This is a genomic window from Staphylococcus caseorum, from assembly GCF_049943195.1.
GTDB classification, from domain to species: Bacteria; Bacillota; Bacilli; order Staphylococcales; family Staphylococcaceae; genus Staphylococcus; species Staphylococcus equorum_A.
The window spans coordinates 1,176,824-1,194,990 of the sequence record NZ_JBNFUA010000001.1 but is presented as its reverse complement, the minus strand read 5'-3'; the positions used below and the strand labels follow the sequence as shown (position 1 = coordinate 1,194,990).

The window sequence follows — 18,167 nt, the reverse complement described above, 5'->3', positions numbered from 1 at the left end:
ATTATGATTACTGAAGAAAAGAAGAAAAAGAATAAGTTTCTTCCCAATTTTGAAAAGCAGTCCATTTATTCAATTAGATATGACGAGATGCAAGATTGGTTGATACAAAATGGTCAGCAAAAATTCAGAGCGAAACAAATTTTTGAGTGGCTTTACGAAAAACGCGTAGATAGCATCGACGAAATGTTGAATTTATCTAAGGAACTTAGAGAAGTTTTAAAAGAAAGTTTTACAATGACAACTATGACGACAGTCGTTAAACAAGAGAGCCGAGACGGTACAATCAAATTTTTATTTGAACTACAAGATGGCTATACAATTGAAACAGTTCTTATGAGACATGAATATGGGAATTCAGTATGTGTGACGACACAAGTAGGTTGCCGTATTGGTTGTACGTTTTGTGCATCTACATTAGGTGGATTGAAACGTAATCTAGAAGCGGGTGAAATAGTATCGCAAGTACTTACTGTTCAAAAAGCACTAGATGAATCAGAAGAACGCGTATCACAAATTGTTATCATGGGTATTGGTGAACCGTTTGAGAACTATGATGAAATGATGGATTTCTTAAAAATTGTCAATAACGATAATGGATTGAATATTGGTGCCCGTCACATTACGGTATCAACTTCAGGTATTATTCCACGTATTTATGATTTCGCAGATGAAGACATTCAAATTAATTTTGCTGTGAGTTTACACGGTGCAAATGATGAAATACGTTCTAGATTAATGCCTATTAACAGAGCATACAACGTTGAAAAATTAATGGAAGCTATTAATTATTATCAAGAAACAACAAATAGACGTATTACGTTTGAGTATGGCTTGTTTGGTGGCGTTAATGATCAACTTGAACATGCTAGAGAATTAGCGCATTTAATTCAAAACTTAAATTGTCATGTTAATTTAATTCCTGTTAACCACGTACCGGAACGTAATTATGTTAAAACACCTAAAGAAGACATATTTAAATTTGAGAAAGAATTAAAACGTTTAGGTATTAATGCAACAATTAGACGTGAACAAGGTGCAGATATAGATGCTGCGTGTGGTCAATTAAGAGCGAAGGAACGAAAAGTAGAAACGAGGTAGAGACATGCTAAAAGCACAATTTTTTACTGACACGGGACAATATCGTGATAAAAATGAAGATGCAGGTGGCGTATTTTATAATCAAACAGAGCAACAGTTATTAGTGCTCTGTGATGGTATGGGCGGACATCTTGCAGGTGAAGTGGCAAGCCAATTTGTAACCAATGAACTGCAAAGTCGATTTGAAGAAGAAAATCTCATCGAGGCAGATCAAGCTGAAGATTGGTTGAGAACAACACTAAAAGCGATTAATCGTGAATTATATCAATTGTCAGTAGAAAATCCAAAATATCAAGGTATGGGTACGACTTGTGTTTGTGCATTAGTATTTGATAATTATGTAGTTGTTGCAAATATTGGGGATTCACGTGCGTATTTAGTGAATAGTAGAGATATTGAACAAATTACCAACGATCACTCATTCGTGAATCATCTTATGATGATAGGCCAAATAAGCACTGAAGAAGCGTTTACGCATCCACAACGCAATATTATTACGAAAGTGATGGGTACGGATAAATTAGTTACGCCAGATATTTTTGTGAAAAAAACGAATTTTTATGACTTTTTAATGTTGAATTCTGATGGTCTAACTGATTTTGTTCGTAACCATATGATTCAAGAAGTATTAATTCAAGATAATGAATTAGAAACACAGGGACAAAATTTAATAGAACTTGCATTATCACAAGATACGAATGATAACGTAAGTTTAATTTTGGCTGAGATTGAAGGTGATAAAGTATGATAGGCAAATTAATAAATGAACGCTATGAAGTGATTAAAAAACTTGGTGGCGGTGGTATGAGTACTGTCTATCTTGCTGAAGACTCGATACTCAACCGACAAGTAGCAATTAAAGCAATTAGAATTCCATCGGGAGAAAAAGAAGAAACAATTAAACGTTTCGAGCGTGAAGTACATAACTTAACTCAACTTTCACACGACAATATTGTTAGTGTATTTGATGTAACAGAAAATGAAGATAACTTCTTTTTAGTGATGGAATACATAAAAGGTCCAACATTATCAGAATACATTCAAGAAAATCGTCCATTAGATATTGAAACTGTGTTGAATTTTACGAGACAAATTATCGATGGTATCAAGCATGCGCATGATACTAAAATTGTTCACCGTGATATAAAACCTCAAAACATTTTAGTGGAAAAAGATAAAACTTTAAAAATATTAGATTTTGGTATTGCTAAAGCGTTAAGTGAAACAACAATGACCGAAACGAATCATGTGTTAGGTACAGTACAGTATTTATCTCCAGAACAAGCACGAGGAGAGTCTACAGATAATGGAACTGATATCTATTCCATCGGTGTAGTATTGTATGAAATGCTTGTTGGGAAGCCTCCATTTTCAGGAGAAACCGCAGTAAGTATTGCAATTAAGCATATACAAGACCCGATGCCCAATGTTACTGAGCATCGTTCAGATGTGCCACAAGCTATAAGTAATGTTGTGCTAAAAGCAACTGAAAAAGATAGATCCGAACGTTATGAAACTGTTAAAGATATGCAAGAAGATCTTGATAGTGCACTATCAAAAAGTAGAGAGCATGAAGCGAAATATCTTTCAGATGATGCTAACACTAAAACAGTGCCTATAAATAAAGAAGAAATTGCTAATCAAACACAATCAGAAAATCAACATAAAAATATTAAAGAAACGATGCAAATCCCTATTGTGAATCAACAAAAATTCCAATCTAGTGAAGAGCATATATATGCAATGCCAACGAAACAACGTTCAAAGAAAAAGAAGTTTTTCTATGCTATTGTAATCATTCTTTTATTATTTGGCTTATTTGGTTTTATGGCTATGGGAATGTTTGGGAGTAAGTATTTAGAGACGCCAGACTTATCTGGTAAAACTGAAAAAGAAGCAGAAACAATATTAAAAGATAATAAATTAGAACTTGGTGATATTTCTCGTGAATATAGCGATAAATACTCTGAAAATAAAATTATTAAAACAACACCTAAAAAAGGTGAGCGTTTAGAGCAGAAGAGTAAGGTGGATATCGTTTTATCTAAAGGACCTAAATTAACAGAAATGCCTAGTCTTTATGGTATCCCTAAATCAGAAGCGATGGATAAGTTGAAAGACTTAGGCATTAAAGACGCTAAAGTAAAACAAGCGTATACAAACCAAAATGTAGCTAAAGGATTAATCGAAGGACAAAACGTATCACCTGGCGATAAAGTTGAAGTGAATGATAGTAATATCGAATTAACTGAATCATTAGGTACAAAACAAGTTTATGTCGAAGGTTATGAAAACAAATCTTTTAAAACTGCTAAGTCAGAATTAGAAGCTAAAGGCTTTAAAGTTGTAGTTAATGAAGAGCAAGACGACGACAAAGTTAAAAAAGATCACGTTATCAGCCAATCACCAAAAGGTGAAGAAGTTGATGAAGGTTCAACGATTGGATTCACAGTTTCTAAAGGAGCACCTGAGGAAAAAGATGAAGACAAGGACAAAGACAAAGAAGATTCTGATAAAGAAGATGAAGATAAGTCTAAAGATGATGAACTAGACAAGACGTATACAGAGACATATCAGGTACAGTATACAGGTGATGATGATGAGAGCCAAGAAGTCAAAGTTTATGTAAGAGATAAAGATGACGAAGGCGATTCAGCTTCACAGACGTACAAGATAAAAGAAAACAAAACAGTAAAAATCCCAATGACAATTCAAAAAGGCGAGACGGCAGGATATACCATTCGCGTTGACGATAAAATCGTCGCTGATAAAGATATTCCATATGATTTTTAGCCAAAGCTTACGATCCGAACTCGCACTTAACGAACGAAGTAAGTTTAGTGTTGCTAATTTACCTTTACCAATATAAGTAAACACCATTTCAACTGATATAAAGTCTGTTGAAATGGTGTTTTATTTTATAGGTTTTATTATTTTTATACGAAATAGTCTTAAATCATATTTAAATTAAAAAGGCTTTGCTATAATATATAAGATAATAGTTTTTAAAGAGAGGTGTCTAAGTGAAGACAGGACGCATTATAAAATCATTAAGTGGCGTTTATCGTGTAGATGTAGAAGGGGAACTATACGATACGAAACCACGCGGTTTATTCAGAAAAAATAAATTTTCACCGATCGTTGGTGATCTAGTTGATTTCGAAGTTGAGAATATAACAGAAGGGTATATTCAATACGTTCATGATAGAAAAAATGAATTGAAAAGGCCACTTGTTAGCAATGTGGACCATCTTATATTAGTAATGAGTGCAGTAGAGCCTGATTTTTCAACGCAATTACTAGATAGATTTTTAGTCATTGCGCATTCATATCATATGCGCCCGCGTATACTCATAACTAAAAGAGATTTAGCCTCAGCAGAAATGCAGCAAAAAGTTATGCAATTGTTAAATGTTTATGAAAATATGGTCTATAAAACACAATTCATTAGTATCGATGATGATATTGAACCTGTTTTTGCTGCTTGGGGAGAAGGACTTGCTGTATTAAGTGGTCAATCAGGTGTCGGCAAATCAACACTATTAAATAAATATTTTCCAGAACTGAATATTGAAACACAACATATTTCAAAAGCGCTTAACCGCGGTCGCCATACTACAACACATGTAGAACTTTTTGAACGAAGCCATGGTTATATTGCAGATACGCCTGGGTTTAGTGCGTTAGATTTTACACATATCCAAAAAGACGAATTAAAAAATTACTTTATGGAGATTAATGAATACGGCGAACAGTGTAAATTTAGAGATTGTAATCATATTAATGAGCCGAAATGTAACGTGAAAACAGAGTTGGAAAAAGGAAATATCGCACAATTTAGATATGATCATTACTTACAACTCTTTAATGAAATTGCAAATAGAAAGGAAAGATATTAAATGGCAAAACTTTATCCATCATTATTATCAACTGATTTTTTAAAATTACAAGAAGAATTAACAGCATTAGAAGAAGCAGGTGTAGACGGTGTACACTTTGATGTTATGGATGGCCAATTCGTGCCAAATATCTCGATTGGTTTACCGATACTTGAAGCAGTACGTAAAGGTACCAAACTGCCAATTGATGTTCATTTAATGATTGAAGAACCAGAAAAATATGTCGAATTATTTGCTGACTACGGTGCTGATATGATTTCAGTGCATGTAGAAGCAACACCTCACATTCATAGAGTGATAGAACAAATAAAGAATAAGCATGTAAAAGCAGGTGTTGTAATTAATCCTGGAACACCAGTCGATGCAATCTTACCAGTGATAAAAATGGTAGATTTTGTATTAGTGATGACAGTGAATCCTGGTTTTGGAGGTCAATCATTTATTAGTGATACTGTTGATAAATTAGATCAACTATCGAAAATCAAAGATGAATTAAATTTAGACTTTGAAATTGAAGTAGATGGTGGTATTAACAATGAGACTGTTGAAACTGTTATAAACCATGGTGCTACAATGTTAGTTGCGGGATCATATTTTTTCAAACATGATGATTACAAAGTAGTAACTAAGACATTGAAAGGCTGAAGCTAATGAAAGTGAATTTATTGTGTGGTAATAGAAATTTGCCTGAAAGTTTATTAAACACTGAAACAGATGCGCATTGGATTGGGGTTGATCGAGGAGCGTTACTTTTGATAGAAGCAGGAATAACACCTCGATTCGCTGTAGGTGATTTTGACTCAATTACTAGTGAAGAAAAAGCATTTGTTGAAAAAAGAATTGACATTAATCCATTTAATTCGGAAAAAAATGATACAGACTTAGCTTTAGGTATTGATCAAGCAGTGACCAATGGTTATAAAGAAATTTGTGTTTATGGTGCTACAGGCGGTCGATTAGATCATTTTATGGGTGCATTACAAATTTTAGAAAAACCAGAATATACAGAGCAAAATATTGTCATAAAACTTATTGATGTGAATAATGAAATTCAATTTTTAAAAACAGGATCATATACGATTCAGAAAAATGACAATTATCGTTATATCTCATTTATTCCAGTTACGTACCCTACGATTATCTCGTTAAATAATTTTAAATATAATCTTGAAAAGGAACAACTTAAACTTGGATCTACGTTAACGATTTCCAACGAACTCAACCAAGCAGAAGGTAATGTGAATATTACTGAAGGTAATGTATTAATGGTGAGAAGTAAAGATTAAAATACAACGACAAATAATGCTCAAGTTTATGAATTAATTTAAATGAGCGCATAAAAAAAGACCAATCCTCCACATAAGGACTGGTCTTTTTCGTGCATTATATTTATTAAACTCTAGTTACTTTACCAGATTTTAAAGCACGTGCAGAAACCCAAACTCTTTTTGGTTTTCCGTCTACAAGAATTCTAACTTTTTGAAGGTTAGCATTCCATCTTCTTTTAGAAGAATTTAAAGCGTGAGAACGATTGTTTCCAGTTGAAGCTTTACGACCTGTTACGAAACATTGTTTGCCCATGAAAGTACCTCCTTTAATAAATATAAATACACGCATCTACTACATACTTGAATAATGTACCACAAATAAAAATGGATGTAAATAAGAAGAATGATTTTTTCTATTTACATAGATTCTACTTTTGTTAAAATCAAATTATGGTATAATTATAAACTGTGGATAAATGTAGAAATTTGCTTAATTAGATAAATTATATTATTTGTTAATTTTATAGTTAATTAAACAACCATAAACTAGGAGGCCCAATTTAAATGACATTAGAAATCACAAATGATTATGGTAGTATAGACATTTCAAACGAAGTAATAGCTTCAGTTGTGGGTAGCAAAGCAGTAGAATGTTATGGGATTGTAGGAATGGCTTCTAGACAACAAGTAAGAGATGGAATTGCTGAAATATTAGGGCATGAAAATTATTCTAAAGGTATTGTTGTAAGAGAAGGCGATGGCGTTATAGATGTTGATATGTATATCATTGTAAGTTATGGTACTAAGATATCTGAAGTAGCGAGCAATTTACAGTCAACAATAAAATACACATTAGAGCAAACATTAAAAGTAAAAGTAAATTCAATAAATATATTTGTACAAGGTGTTCGAGTTAATAATGGCACTAAGAACTAGGAGGACAATACGGAATGGTTAGCAAAATAAATGGTAAATTATTTGCCGAAATGATTATACAAGGGGCACAAAATTTATCAAATCATGCAGACTTGGTTGATTCATTAAATGTGTATCCAGTACCAGATGGAGATACAGGGACAAATATGAATTTAACGATGACATCTGGAAGAGAAGCAGTGGAAGAAAACTTGTCGCAGCATATCGGTGAACTAGGGAAAACCTATTCAAAAGGTTTGTTAATGGGCGCTAGAGGGAACTCTGGGGTCATCTTATCACAACTATTTAGAGGTTTTAGTAAAAGTTTAGAAGCATATGATGAGATCAATGCACAGCAATTAGCAGAAAGTTTCAAAGCCGGTGTAGAAACTGCATATAAAGCAATTATGAAGCCTGTAGAAGGTACGATATTAACTGTAGCTAGAGATGCTGCAGATGCTGCTATGCGCAAAGTAGAAGAAACTGAAGATTGTATCGAATTGATGACATATATTTTAGAAGAAGCAGAAATCTCACTAGAAAACACGCCTAATTTATTACCCGTATTAAAAGAAGTGGGTGTAGTAGATAGTGGTGGTAAAGGTTTGGTTGTCGTTTATGCTGGTTTCCTTAAAGCATTAAAAGGTGAAACGGTAAGTGCTGAAACTGCTAAATTAGATAAAGATTCGTTAGTTAATGAAGCCCATGATTTTCATGGTGTAATTAATACTGAAGATATCGTTTACGGTTACTGTACAGAAATGATGGTACGTTTCGGGAAAAATAAAAAAGTATTTGATGAACAAACATTCAGAGAAGATATGAGTACATATGGTGACTCATTATTAGTCATAAACGACGACGAAATTGTTAAAGTACATGTACATAGTGAAAAACCAGGTGATGTGTTTAATTATGGCCAACAGTATGGAGAACTTATTAAATTAAAAGTAGAAAACATGCGTGAACAACACCGAGAAGTTGTAAAAAAAGAACAAGTAGGTCAAAGAGATACTCAAACACCTGAAACAGTTGAAACGGCAGTTATTGCTATTTCAATGGGAGATGGTATATCTGAATTGTTCAAATCAATGGGTGCAACACATATGATTAGTGGTGGTCAAACAATGAATCCATCAACTGAAGATATCGTTAAAGTAATTGAACAGTCACAATGTAAACGCGCAATTATTTTACCTAATAATAAAAATATTATGATGGCGAGCGAACAGGCTGCAAATATCGTAGGTGCTGAAGCTGTCGTTATCCCAACTAAATCTATACCACAAGGCATTGCAGCACTCTTTAATTATGATGAATCAGATGCGCTTGAAGCTAACAAAACACGCATGGTTGAATCACTTGAAGCAGTGAAATCAGGTTCAGTGACATATGCTGTAAGAGATACAAAAATTGATGGTGTTGAAATTAAAAAAGATGCGTTTATGGGCTTAGTTGAAGACAAAATCGTTACGAGTAACGAAAATGAATTTGAAACTGTTAAAGGTTTATTGTCTGAACTGATTCAAGATGATAGTGAAATCATTACGATGATTATCGGCGAAGATGCAAATGCATCATTGACTTCGGATATTGAAACTTGGCTTGAAGCATCTTATCCAGAAGTAGAATTAGATCAACATGATGGCCAACAACCTGTATATCAATATCTATTCTCTATAGAATAAATATATTTATTGAACACTTGTATATATGAATAGCTTCCACTTTAGGAAGCTATTTTAAATTGTCGACAAGGTCTAAAAGCTTTGTTGACAATTTTTTTGTGCACGTTTTCTGTGAGTAGAACTATAGCTTCAAGATATATTACATACTTGCTTCACTAGGACATGACCTCAACCTATAGGCTGCGATTTGTTTTGGATTATTCGTATCATGGCAGGCGTCTTAGATGAAAAAAGTTCATAAACTAAAAAATATAGAGTTAGTCTACTAAGGATAAATTTTGTGACAGTAATTATTTTATTGTATGTAAAGATTTGTATAATTAAATTAAAAGTAAACATTTTTATTTAATTAAACCTTATACAACAATAGTCTTCTTTTAAATGAGAATAATGCAACCAGTATTGGTTTATAATGTCTTGCTTAATTGTTATAATGAGTTGCATGCATATAAATGTAAGCGCATTACATTAGAAACATTAAAAATAAGAGTGGGGTATAATTATGAAATATAAAACAGTTTTCGATATTATAGGACCTACAATGGTGGGGCCGTCTTCATCTCATACTGCTGGTGCAGTAAGAATTGGATTAGTAGCAAAAGATTTATTTAATCAATTGCCAAAACAAGTTGATATCTATCTTTATGGTTCATTTATGGAAACATACAAAGGACATGGTACAGATGTAGCACTTGTTGGTGGTTTGCTAGGTTATGATACAGATGATGACCGCATACAAACAAGTTTAGAAACAGCTGAGCAAATGGGAATGAAAGTGAATTTTATAGAAATGGCTGAAGAAAGATCACACCCTAACACTGCTATTATCAATATGAGAGATGCTGATAAAGAAATTTCTGTTGAAGGTGTTTCTATAGGTGGCGGTAAAATTGAGGTAGTTGCTATTAATGGATTTAATATTGCGATAAGCGGTAATTATCCAGCACTGCTTGTGTTTCACAAAGATACATTTGGCACGATTGGTCGTGTAGCAAATATTTTAGGTGATTCTAGTATCAATGTGGGGAGTATGCAAGTTTCTAGAAAAGAAAAGGGCGACCAAGCGTTAATGACTTGTGAATTAGATGAATCTGTGACAGATGAAATTATAGATAAAATTAAAAACGTCGAAGGTGTAGTGACAGTTTCACTCATGGGCGACGCCTAATGGAGGGTAACGCATGTTTAAAAGTGTGAAAGAACTAGTAAAAAAATGTGAAACAGAAAATAAAAAAATTCATGAAATCATGCTAGAGCAAGAAATGGAAGTAACTGGCTTATCCGAAGCTGATATTTATGCCGGCATGGATAAAAACTTACAAACGATGGAAAATGCACTTGATGAAGGGTTAGAAGGCGTAACTTCAACTACTGGATTAACTGGTGGAGATGCTGTGTTAATCAAAAATTATTTGAAGACAGGTAAATCATTAGCTGGACCAACTTTATTGGATGCAGTGAGTAAAGCAGTTGCAACAAATGAAGTCAACGCAGCAATGGGTAAAATTTGTGCAACACCTACTGCCGGCTCTGCAGGTGTAGTACCAGGCGTATTATTTGGGCTCAAACCACGCCTTGAACCTACAAGAAAAGATATGTTGAACTTCTTACTTACTTCTGGTGCGTTTGGTTTTGTAGTGGCAAACAATGCATCAATTTCAGGTGCAGCAGGCGGTTGTCAGGCAGAAGTAGGTTCTGCTGCAGCGATGGCAGCAGGTGCAACCGTAGAACTTGCTGGCGGAACGCCACAACAATCGGCTGAAGCTTTTGCAATTTGTTTGAAGAATATGCTAGGTTTAGTATGTGACCCAGTAGCTGGCTTAGTTGAAGTGCCTTGTGTGAAGAGAAATGCTGCAGGTGCATCAAACGCAATTGTCTCTGCTGATATGGCTTTAGCAGGTGTAACTTCAAGAATTCCCACAGATGAAGTGATTGAAGCAATGTACAAGATTGGCCAAACGATGCCATCAGCATTGCGTGAAACTGGTCGTGGAGGTTTAGCTGGTACACCAACAGGTCAGCGTCTAAAACAAGAAATATTTGGTGATTAAAAATGTCAAAAGTCAATTTAATAGATAGTCCCTTTCCTTTATCACAGATAAAAGGACTGGGCCCGAAAAGGTTGTCCGTATTAAATGAATTAAATATCCATACTGTAGAGGATTTAATTTTATATTTACCAACCCGTTACGAAGATAATACAGTAATTGACTTGAATACGGCCGAAGATCAAGCGACAGTGACAGTGGTAGGAGAAGTATATTCGACGCCTACTGTCGCTTTTTTTGGTCGTAATAAATCTAAGTTAACCGTACATATCATGGTCAATAATATTGCTGTAAAATGTACTTTTTTCAACCAACCATATTTAAAAAAGAAAATTGAATTGCATGGTACAGTTACGGTAAAAGGTAAATGGAATAGAAGTAAACAAGAGATAAATGGCAGTAGAATGTTTTTTAATCAACAAGAGACTCAAAACTCACAATTTGAACCTGTTTATCGTGTTAAAGAAGGCATTAAACAAAAACCATTGAGGGATATGATTCGACAATCGTTGGGAGAAGTCACTATACATGAATGGCTCTCTGATGAATTGAGACAAAAATATAAATTAGAATCATTAGAGGATACGATTAAAGCGTTGCATTTTGCTACAGACAAGGCATCTTTGCTTAAAGCACGTAGAACATATGCTTTTACAGAATTATTTATGTTTGAGTTACGAATGCAATGGTTAAACCGATTAGAGAAAACATCAGATGAAGCGATTGAAGTAGATTATGATATCAATTTAGTGAAACATTTCATAGACAGCCTTCCATTTGAACTCACTGACGCGCAAAAGCATAGTGTTAATGAAATATTCAGAGACTTAAAAGCACCAATAAGAATGCATCGTCTCTTACAAGGTGACGTGGGTTCAGGTAAAACTGTCGTAGCAGCAATCTGTATGTATGCACTGAAAACTGCGGGATTTCAATCAGCATTGATGGTGCCTACTGAAATATTAGCGGAACAGCATGCAGAAAGTTTAGTTGAAATTTTCGGTGACAGGATGAATGTGGCCTTACTTACAGGTTCAGTAAAAGGTAAAAAACGAAAGTTGCTACTAGAGCAACTACAAAATAATGAAATTGATTGTATTATCGGCACACACGCCTTAATACAAGATGATGTAGTATTTAATAATGTAGGTCTAGTAATAACAGATGAACAACATCGTTTTGGTGTGAATCAACGTCAATTGTTGAGAGAAAAAGGTGCGATGACTAACGTCCTTTTCATGACAGCTACACCCATTCCACGAACATTAGCTATATCCGTTTTTGGTGAAATGGATGTGTCATCCATTAAACAATTACCAAAAGGCAGAAAGCCGATTATTACTTCATGGTCCAAACATGAAGCTTATGAAAGTGTACTCAATCAAATGACTTCGGAATTAAAAAAAGGTAGGCAGGCATATGTAATTTGTCCTCTAATTGAAAGTTCTGAGCATTTAGAAGATGTACAGAACGTTGTTGAGTTGTATGAATCGCTACAGATATATTATGGTACTGAAAAAGTAGGGTTACTACATGGTAAGTTGCATTCAGAAGAAAAAGATAGAGTAATGCAGCAATTTAGTAATCATGAAATAGACGTTTTAGTATCTACAACCGTTGTAGAAGTAGGAGTGAACGTACCTAATGCAACGTTCATGATGATTTATGATGCTGATCGTTTCGGTTTATCTACTTTACATCAGTTAAGAGGGCGTGTAGGTAGAAGTGAACAACAAAGTTATTGTGTACTCATTGCTTCACCGAAAACAGAAACAGGTATAGAGCGCATGAATATTATGACACAAACGACAGATGGTTTTGAATTAAGTGAACGTGATTTAGAGATGAGAGGGCCTGGCGATTTCTTTGGTGTGAAACAAAGTGGTTTGCCTGACTTCTTAGTCGCAAATGTTGTTGAAGATTATAAAATGTTAGAAGTAGCAAGAGATGAAGCAGCTGAATTGATTCAATCGGGTGTCTTTTTCGAATCTCAATATCAAATGTTGAGAACATTTGTTGAAGAAAACTTATTATATATGAGTTTTGATTAATAGAGAAAGTATAAAAAGCGGGGCCGAGACATGTATTTATGTCTCGGCCCCGTTCTTAAATTGAATGTATAATGTTTGTTAATTAACGCCTACGTCAGACCAAGCTTTTTCAATTGCTTTAGATGTTTCGCTATTCGTACCATAAAGGTGGTTAGAAGCTTCTTTTAATGATGCCTTTGCATCAGAAAATTGAGCGTTAGGCGTTAAATATTGTGTGAGTGCTAAATAATAAATTTGTTCAGCTTTTTCTTTGCCAATCGCATTAATTGTTAGGTATGCAGCTTTGTTAGGAATGCCACTATTGGTATGAACACCACCGCTATCTTGGCTGCCTTGTAAATATTGATCCATATGCGCAGGTTGGTTATACTGTTCTGGATTTTTCAAACTTCTTAATGCATCGCCATCTTTATTCGGTGTATAAACATCCTCACCGAGTAACCAATCGTCTGAATCAACAAAATAACCAAAAACGTCAGAGAAAGATTCGTTTAATGCACCCGATTGATGACTATACTCTAAACCTGCAGTGCGTTCTGTTACTGCATGTGTGAGCTCATGGGCAACGATATCATTCGCACCTGACAATGCCTTAAACGTCTGGCCGTCCCCGTCACCATAAATCATATATTGACCCGTCCAGGCGGCGTTATTAAAGTTTTTGTCATAATGAACGACCGAATCAATGTCACCGCCGTTATTATCATAACTGTTTCTATCATGTTTATTGAGGAAATAGTCATAGACTTCTTTGGCATAATAATGGGCATCTACGCCGGCGCGTTGTTCTTCTTTATTGAAATGATTGCTGTCATTTGTAATAGGTGAATAGGCATTTGTCGTTTCATTTGCAGTTTTAGTTTCTATGACTGCATCTTGAGAAGTATCGAGTAATGAATATGAATCATTTGCTTTTGTAACGCTTAAAGGTTGTTTTTCATCTCCATTAACGCCTGTCCCTTTACCTTCAGTTGTTGCATTTTTAATAACGTTTTGTTTTTTTAATACTTCACCGGTAGTAGCATCAATTTGGATTTTCCAATGTGCTGCTTTAGGAGAAATATAATTAAGTTCAATATCATAAACAAGTCTTTGTTTATCACTATTTATATCAATATTGTTTTTACTGACAACAGGATAGCTTTTTATGTTTTTTACATCAGACTTTGCTTTGCCTATTGCTTCAAAAGCTTTGTTTTCAGCGTTAGCAGAAGATAATTTAGCTTCATTTTCTACTTTTATGTATGGTTTATCTACATTACCATTTATCAATGTTACTTTACCGTTTTTATTGACATGTACTTTGATTGTTGTGCCGTCTGATGTAATGTCGTTTACTTTAGGTTTCAATGCGTAATGTGTGACGCCAGTTTTATCTTGTTGTTTATCTATCACGTTATATTGTTTGAAAGCTTCTTTATTGATAGTTTCTTGTTTAGTCTTGGATGATTGGTTAACAAGAGATTGTGCATTATTTTGTAAAAATTGTTCTACATCTGCATCATTATTAATCGCAGGGGTATTTGATGACTCTAAACTTTCAGGCTTAATACTATTACTTTCTTGTGCATCAGCATAGCTTGTAGTGAAGGCTAATAATGAACATGACAGTAATGTAGTTGATAATATTTTTTTCATTAGATCCTCCTAAATAAAGTATCCAATTAATGGAATGATTTTTGAAAAATAAATATAATGAATCTTCAAAACAATTCAAATTATACATTTCAATTTTATTTAATTCAATATCTTAATAAATATTTATATAGAATGATTAGTATTTGTATTTATTTTGCTAATTAATCCCACTGAAAATCGTTTTAAACGTTATAATACTTTTTTATGTTGGATATCTGACGTGAAAAACATCTAAGGAAGTATGTTTTTTGTTGAGCTAATGAAATAGAAAGTGTTATGATATGTTAGGAATGTTTAAGACTTGGTACTAAAAATTAGGTGATTTAGGTGGTTAGAATAAAATGAAGTTAAAAAAACAAGAACGACGCGAAGCAATTAAAAAAGAAATTGAAAAAAACCCCTTTATTACAGATTTAGATTTGAGTACACTTTTTTCAGTGAGTATTCAAACTATTAGGTTAGATCGTACATACTTAGATATTCCAGAACTAAGAAAACGAATTAAATCCGTAGCAAGAAAAAATTATGAAAGTATTCGATCCATTGATGGTAGTGAAATCATAGGCGATGTAATAAATGTTCAGCCTGATCAACTCGCAACTTCAATTATAGATATTGATGAAGATTCTGTATTTACTAGAAATAAAATTGCCAGAGGACATGTACTTTTTGCACAAGCGAATTCCTTGTGTGTAGCACTGATACATAAACCTGTTGTGTTAACTCAGGAAAGTAATGTAGCATTTTTAAAAACAGTGAAATTAAATGATACAGTACGTGCTGATGCACAAGCGATTGAAATTACAAGTAAATATTATATGATAAAAGTAAATTCGTATGTCAAAGATACTTTGGTATTTAGAGGTACATTCAAAATGTATTATACAAGTGAGGATGAACAAGATGGTTAAAATAGCGATTGATATGATGGGTGGAGACGATGCACCTGAAATCGTTTTAGAAGCTGTTGAAAAAGCTGTGAATGATTTTAAAGATTTAGAAATAATTTTATTTGGTGATCAAACTAAATGCACACTCAAACATGGTCGTGTAGAAGTACGTCATTGTACAGAAGAAATTACGATGGACGATGAACCAGTTAGAGCGATTAAACGTAAAAAAGATAGCTCAATGGCTCGTATGGCTGAAGCGGTTAAAGCTGGTGAAGCAGATGGTTGTGTATCTGCAGGAAATACAGGTGCATTGATGTCTGCTGGTTTATTTATAGTAGGACGTATTAAGGGTGTTGAACGCCCAGCATTAGTCCTCACTTTGCCAACAATTTCTGGAAAAGGATTTGTGTTTATGGATGTAGGTGCTAATGCAGATGCCAAGCCGGAACACTTATTACAATATGCCCAATTAGGCAATGTTTATGCCCAAAAAATCAGGGGCGTTGAACAGCCTTCAGTAGGTTTGTTGAATATTGGTACAGAGGCAGCTAAAGGTAACACATTAACTAAAAAAGCATTTAGTTTGATGGACGAACAAAATGTCTTCAATTTCACAGGAAACGTAGAAGCAAAAGGTTTAATGGATGACGCAGCTGATGTTGTAGTTACAGACGGATATACTGGTAATATGATTCTTAAAAATTTAGAAGGTGTTGCAAAAGCGATGGGTAAAATGCTTAAAACAACGCTTCTAAGTAGTTTCAAGAATAAAATTGCCGCACTTGTATTACGTAAAGACTTAAATGGTTTGATGTCAAAAATGGATTATGCAGAATATGGTGGTTCGGTATTATTAGGATTGAATGGCATTGTAGTAAAAGCACATGGTAGTTCTAGTGCGAAAGCTTTTTATTCAGCAATCCGTCAAGCTAAAATAGCTGGAGAACAAAATATTGTAGAAACTATGAGAGAAACGGTGGGTAAAGTAAATGAGTAAAACTGCGATTATCTTCCCAGGCCAAGGATCACAAAAAGTCGGGATGGCAAATGATTTATTTAATCAAAATGATGCTGCAACAAAGATTCTTAATCAAGCACAAGCAAAAATGGATTTTGATATTTTAGAAACAATGTTTTCAGATGAAGAAAACAAATTAGGTCAAACAGAAAATACACAACCTGCGTTGCTAACACATAGCTCAGCTTTATTACAAGCACTCAATAATCTAAATGCTGATTATACAATGGGCCATAGTTTAGGTGAATATGTGAGTCTAGTAGCGAGTGGTGTATTGAAATTTGACGATGCAGTTCAAATTGTTCGTAAGCGTGGACAACTGATGGCCGTCGCTTTTCCTGATGGTGTTGGAAGTATGGCTGCAGTATTAGGTTTGGATTTTGATGATGTTAATGCAATATGTCAAAAACTTTCAACAGATGAAGAAATTATTGAACCAGCAAATATTAATTCACCTGGACAAATCGTTGTCTCTGGACATAAAACATTAATAGATAAATTAGTGGCAGAAGGTAAAGCATTAGGTGCGAAACGCGTCCTACCACTTGCTGTGTCTGGCCCATTTCATTCATCTATGATGCAAGTGATCAAAGACGATTTTGCTGAGTATATTGAACAATTTGATTGGAATGATGCGCAATTCCCTGTAGTTCAAAATGTGCACGCAAAAGGTGAAACAGATGCAAATGTAATTAAGGATAATATGATTAAACAATTATATTCACCAGTACAATTCATTGATTCAACACAATGGTTAATTGATCAAGGTGTAGATCACTTTATTGAAATTGGTCCTGGTAAAGTACTTTCAGGTTTAATTAAAAAGATAAATAGAGATGTGAAAATAACTTCAATTCAAACATTAGAAGATATGAAAGCGTGGAATGAAAATGACTAAAAGTGCATTAGTAACTGGTGCTTCAAGAGGTATAGGACGTAGTATAGCGATACAATTGGCAGAAGAAGGATACAATGTTGCTGTGAATTTTTCGGGAAACAAAGAAAAAGCGGATGCTGTCGTAGAAGAAATTAAAGCGATAGGCGTTGAAAGTTTTGCTATTCAAGCAAATGTTGCAAATGGTGATGAAGTAAAAGCAATGATTAAAGCGGTTGTTGGCGAATTTGGTTCAGTTGATGTCCTTGTTAATAACGCAGGTATTACCCGTGATAATTTGCTTATGCGTATGAAAGAGCAAGAATGGGATGACGTAATTGATACAAACTTAAAAGGTGTTTTCAACTGTATTCAAAAAGTGACACCACAAATGCTAAGACAAAAGAGTGGTGCAATTATTAATTTATCAAGTGTTGTTGGAGCTATGGGTAATCCAGGCCAAGCAAACTATGTTGCGACTAAAGCTGGCGTAATTGGTTTAACGAAATCAGCAGCACGTGAACTGGCTTCAAGGAACATCACAGTAAATGCTGTTGCACCAGGTTTTATTGTTTCTGATATGACGGATGCTTTAAGTGATGAGCTTAAAGCAAAAATGTTAGAACAAATCCCATTAGCAAAATTTGGGAAAGATCAAGACATTTCTCACACTGTAGCATTTTTAGCTTCAGACAAAGCGAAGTATATTACGGGTCAAACAATACATGTCAATGGTGGTATGTACATGTAAGTAAGTGCTACACAGCATGACAAATT

The 18,167-nt window shown here is 34.2% G+C and carries 17 protein-coding genes; 15 read left to right on the top strand and 2 right to left on the bottom strand.

The features are described 5' to 3' along the window. Positions 1–3: 3 nt before the first annotated feature. From rlmN to ACP3TL_RS06110, 6 genes are all read left to right on the top strand, one after another. The gene (gene rlmN / locus ACP3TL_RS06135; RefSeq protein ID WP_002512298.1) at positions 4–1,098 is read left to right on the top strand and encodes a dual-specificity RNA methyltransferase RlmN; all 1,095 of its coding nucleotides are present in this window, start codon (positions 4–6) and stop codon (positions 1,096–1,098) included. Positions 1,099–1,102: 4 nt separating this feature from the next. Next, on the top strand, positions 1,103–1,846 hold the full coding sequence (locus ACP3TL_RS06130) for a Stp1/IreP family PP2C-type Ser/Thr phosphatase (RefSeq protein ID WP_069832888.1): 744 nt from the start codon (positions 1,103–1,105) through the stop codon (positions 1,844–1,846). Further along, positions 1,843–3,891 carry a Stk1 family PASTA domain-containing Ser/Thr kinase gene (gene pknB, locus ACP3TL_RS06125; protein ID WP_285336709.1) on the top strand — a complete coding sequence of 683 codons (2,049 nt, stop codon included), beginning with the start codon at positions 1,843–1,845 and terminating at the stop codon, positions 3,889–3,891. Before ACP3TL_RS06130 ends, pknB begins: the two co-directional genes overlap by 4 nt. A gap of 230 nt (positions 3,892–4,121) precedes the next feature. Continuing rightward, positions 4,122–4,997: a ribosome small subunit-dependent GTPase A gene (rsgA, locus tag ACP3TL_RS06120; protein ID WP_285325577.1), complete on the top strand. Its 876-nt coding sequence runs from the start codon at positions 4,122–4,124 to the stop codon at positions 4,995–4,997. Further along, positions 4,998–5,642 carry a ribulose-phosphate 3-epimerase gene (gene rpe / locus ACP3TL_RS06115; RefSeq protein WP_069816095.1) on the top strand — a complete coding sequence of 215 codons (645 nt, stop codon included), beginning with the start codon at positions 4,998–5,000 and terminating at the stop codon, positions 5,640–5,642. It begins immediately after the preceding gene. 5 nt (positions 5,643–5,647) lie between these two features. Further along, positions 5,648–6,283, top strand: a complete 636-nt coding sequence (locus tag ACP3TL_RS06110) for a thiamine diphosphokinase (RefSeq protein WP_069816093.1) — start codon at positions 5,648–5,650, stop codon at positions 6,281–6,283. A 106-nt stretch (positions 6,284–6,389) separates the two neighbouring features. Here ACP3TL_RS06110 and rpmB read toward each other — a convergent pair whose 3' ends face one another. Further along, positions 6,390–6,578: a 50S ribosomal protein L28 gene (gene rpmB / locus ACP3TL_RS06105; protein WP_002507894.1), complete on the bottom strand. Its 189-nt coding sequence runs from the start codon at positions 6,576–6,578 to the stop codon at positions 6,390–6,392. A gap of 251 nt (positions 6,579–6,829) precedes the next feature. Between rpmB and ACP3TL_RS06100 the strand changes: the two genes are divergently transcribed. The 5 genes from ACP3TL_RS06100 (at position 6,830) to recG (ending at position 12,967) form a co-directional block, all read left to right on the top strand. Continuing rightward, positions 6,830–7,201, top strand: a complete 372-nt coding sequence (locus tag ACP3TL_RS06100; protein WP_069816091.1) for an Asp23/Gls24 family envelope stress response protein — start codon at positions 6,830–6,832, stop codon at positions 7,199–7,201. Between the two features lie 14 nt (positions 7,202–7,215). Beyond that, positions 7,216–8,868, top strand: coding sequence for a fatty acid kinase catalytic subunit FakA (gene fakA / locus ACP3TL_RS06095; RefSeq protein ID WP_285325578.1), 1,653 nt, complete (start codon positions 7,216–7,218; stop codon positions 8,866–8,868). Between the two features lie 502 nt (positions 8,869–9,370). After that, positions 9,371–10,036 (top strand): L-serine ammonia-lyase, iron-sulfur-dependent subunit beta, encoded by a 666-nt coding sequence (gene sdaAB / locus ACP3TL_RS06090; RefSeq protein WP_069816087.1) that lies wholly within the window; start codon positions 9,371–9,373, stop codon positions 10,034–10,036. 13 nt (positions 10,037–10,049) lie between these two features. Continuing rightward, positions 10,050–10,919 carry an L-serine ammonia-lyase, iron-sulfur-dependent, subunit alpha gene (sdaAA, locus tag ACP3TL_RS06085; RefSeq protein ID WP_069832884.1) on the top strand — a complete coding sequence of 290 codons (870 nt, stop codon included), beginning with the start codon at positions 10,050–10,052 and terminating at the stop codon, positions 10,917–10,919. Positions 10,920–10,921: 2 nt separating this feature from the next. Continuing rightward, complete coding sequence (gene recG / locus ACP3TL_RS06080; protein ID WP_069832883.1) at positions 10,922–12,967, top strand: ATP-dependent DNA helicase RecG; 2,046 nt, start codon at positions 10,922–10,924, stop codon at positions 12,965–12,967. A gap of 78 nt (positions 12,968–13,045) precedes the next feature. Here recG and ACP3TL_RS06075 read toward each other — a convergent pair whose 3' ends face one another. Further along, positions 13,046–14,605: a M4 family metallopeptidase gene (locus ACP3TL_RS06075; RefSeq protein WP_069816083.1), complete on the bottom strand. Its 1,560-nt coding sequence runs from the start codon at positions 14,603–14,605 to the stop codon at positions 13,046–13,048. A gap of 341 nt (positions 14,606–14,946) precedes the next feature. Here ACP3TL_RS06075 and fapR point away from each other — a divergent pair, with 341 nt between their 5' ends. The 4 genes from fapR to fabG are packed head-to-tail and all read left to right on the top strand — an operon-like array spanning position 14,947 to position 18,141. Further along, on the top strand, positions 14,947–15,516 hold the full coding sequence (fapR, locus tag ACP3TL_RS06070; RefSeq protein ID WP_069832882.1) for a transcription factor FapR: 570 nt from the start codon (positions 14,947–14,949) through the stop codon (positions 15,514–15,516). Then, positions 15,509–16,495, top strand: a complete 987-nt coding sequence (plsX, locus tag ACP3TL_RS06065; RefSeq protein ID WP_069816079.1) for a phosphate acyltransferase PlsX — start codon at positions 15,509–15,511, stop codon at positions 16,493–16,495. Before fapR ends, plsX begins: the two co-directional genes overlap by 8 nt. Continuing rightward, entirely contained in the window at positions 16,488–17,414 is a 927-nt protein-coding gene (gene fabD / locus ACP3TL_RS06060) for an ACP S-malonyltransferase (protein ID WP_069816077.1), read from the top strand. Before plsX ends, fabD begins: the two co-directional genes overlap by 8 nt. Beyond that, entirely contained in the window at positions 17,407–18,141 is a 735-nt protein-coding gene (fabG, locus tag ACP3TL_RS06055) for a 3-oxoacyl-[acyl-carrier-protein] reductase (RefSeq protein ID WP_069816075.1), read from the top strand. The genes fabD and fabG overlap by 8 nt, the downstream gene beginning before the upstream one ends. Positions 18,142–18,167: the final 26 nt, after the last annotated feature.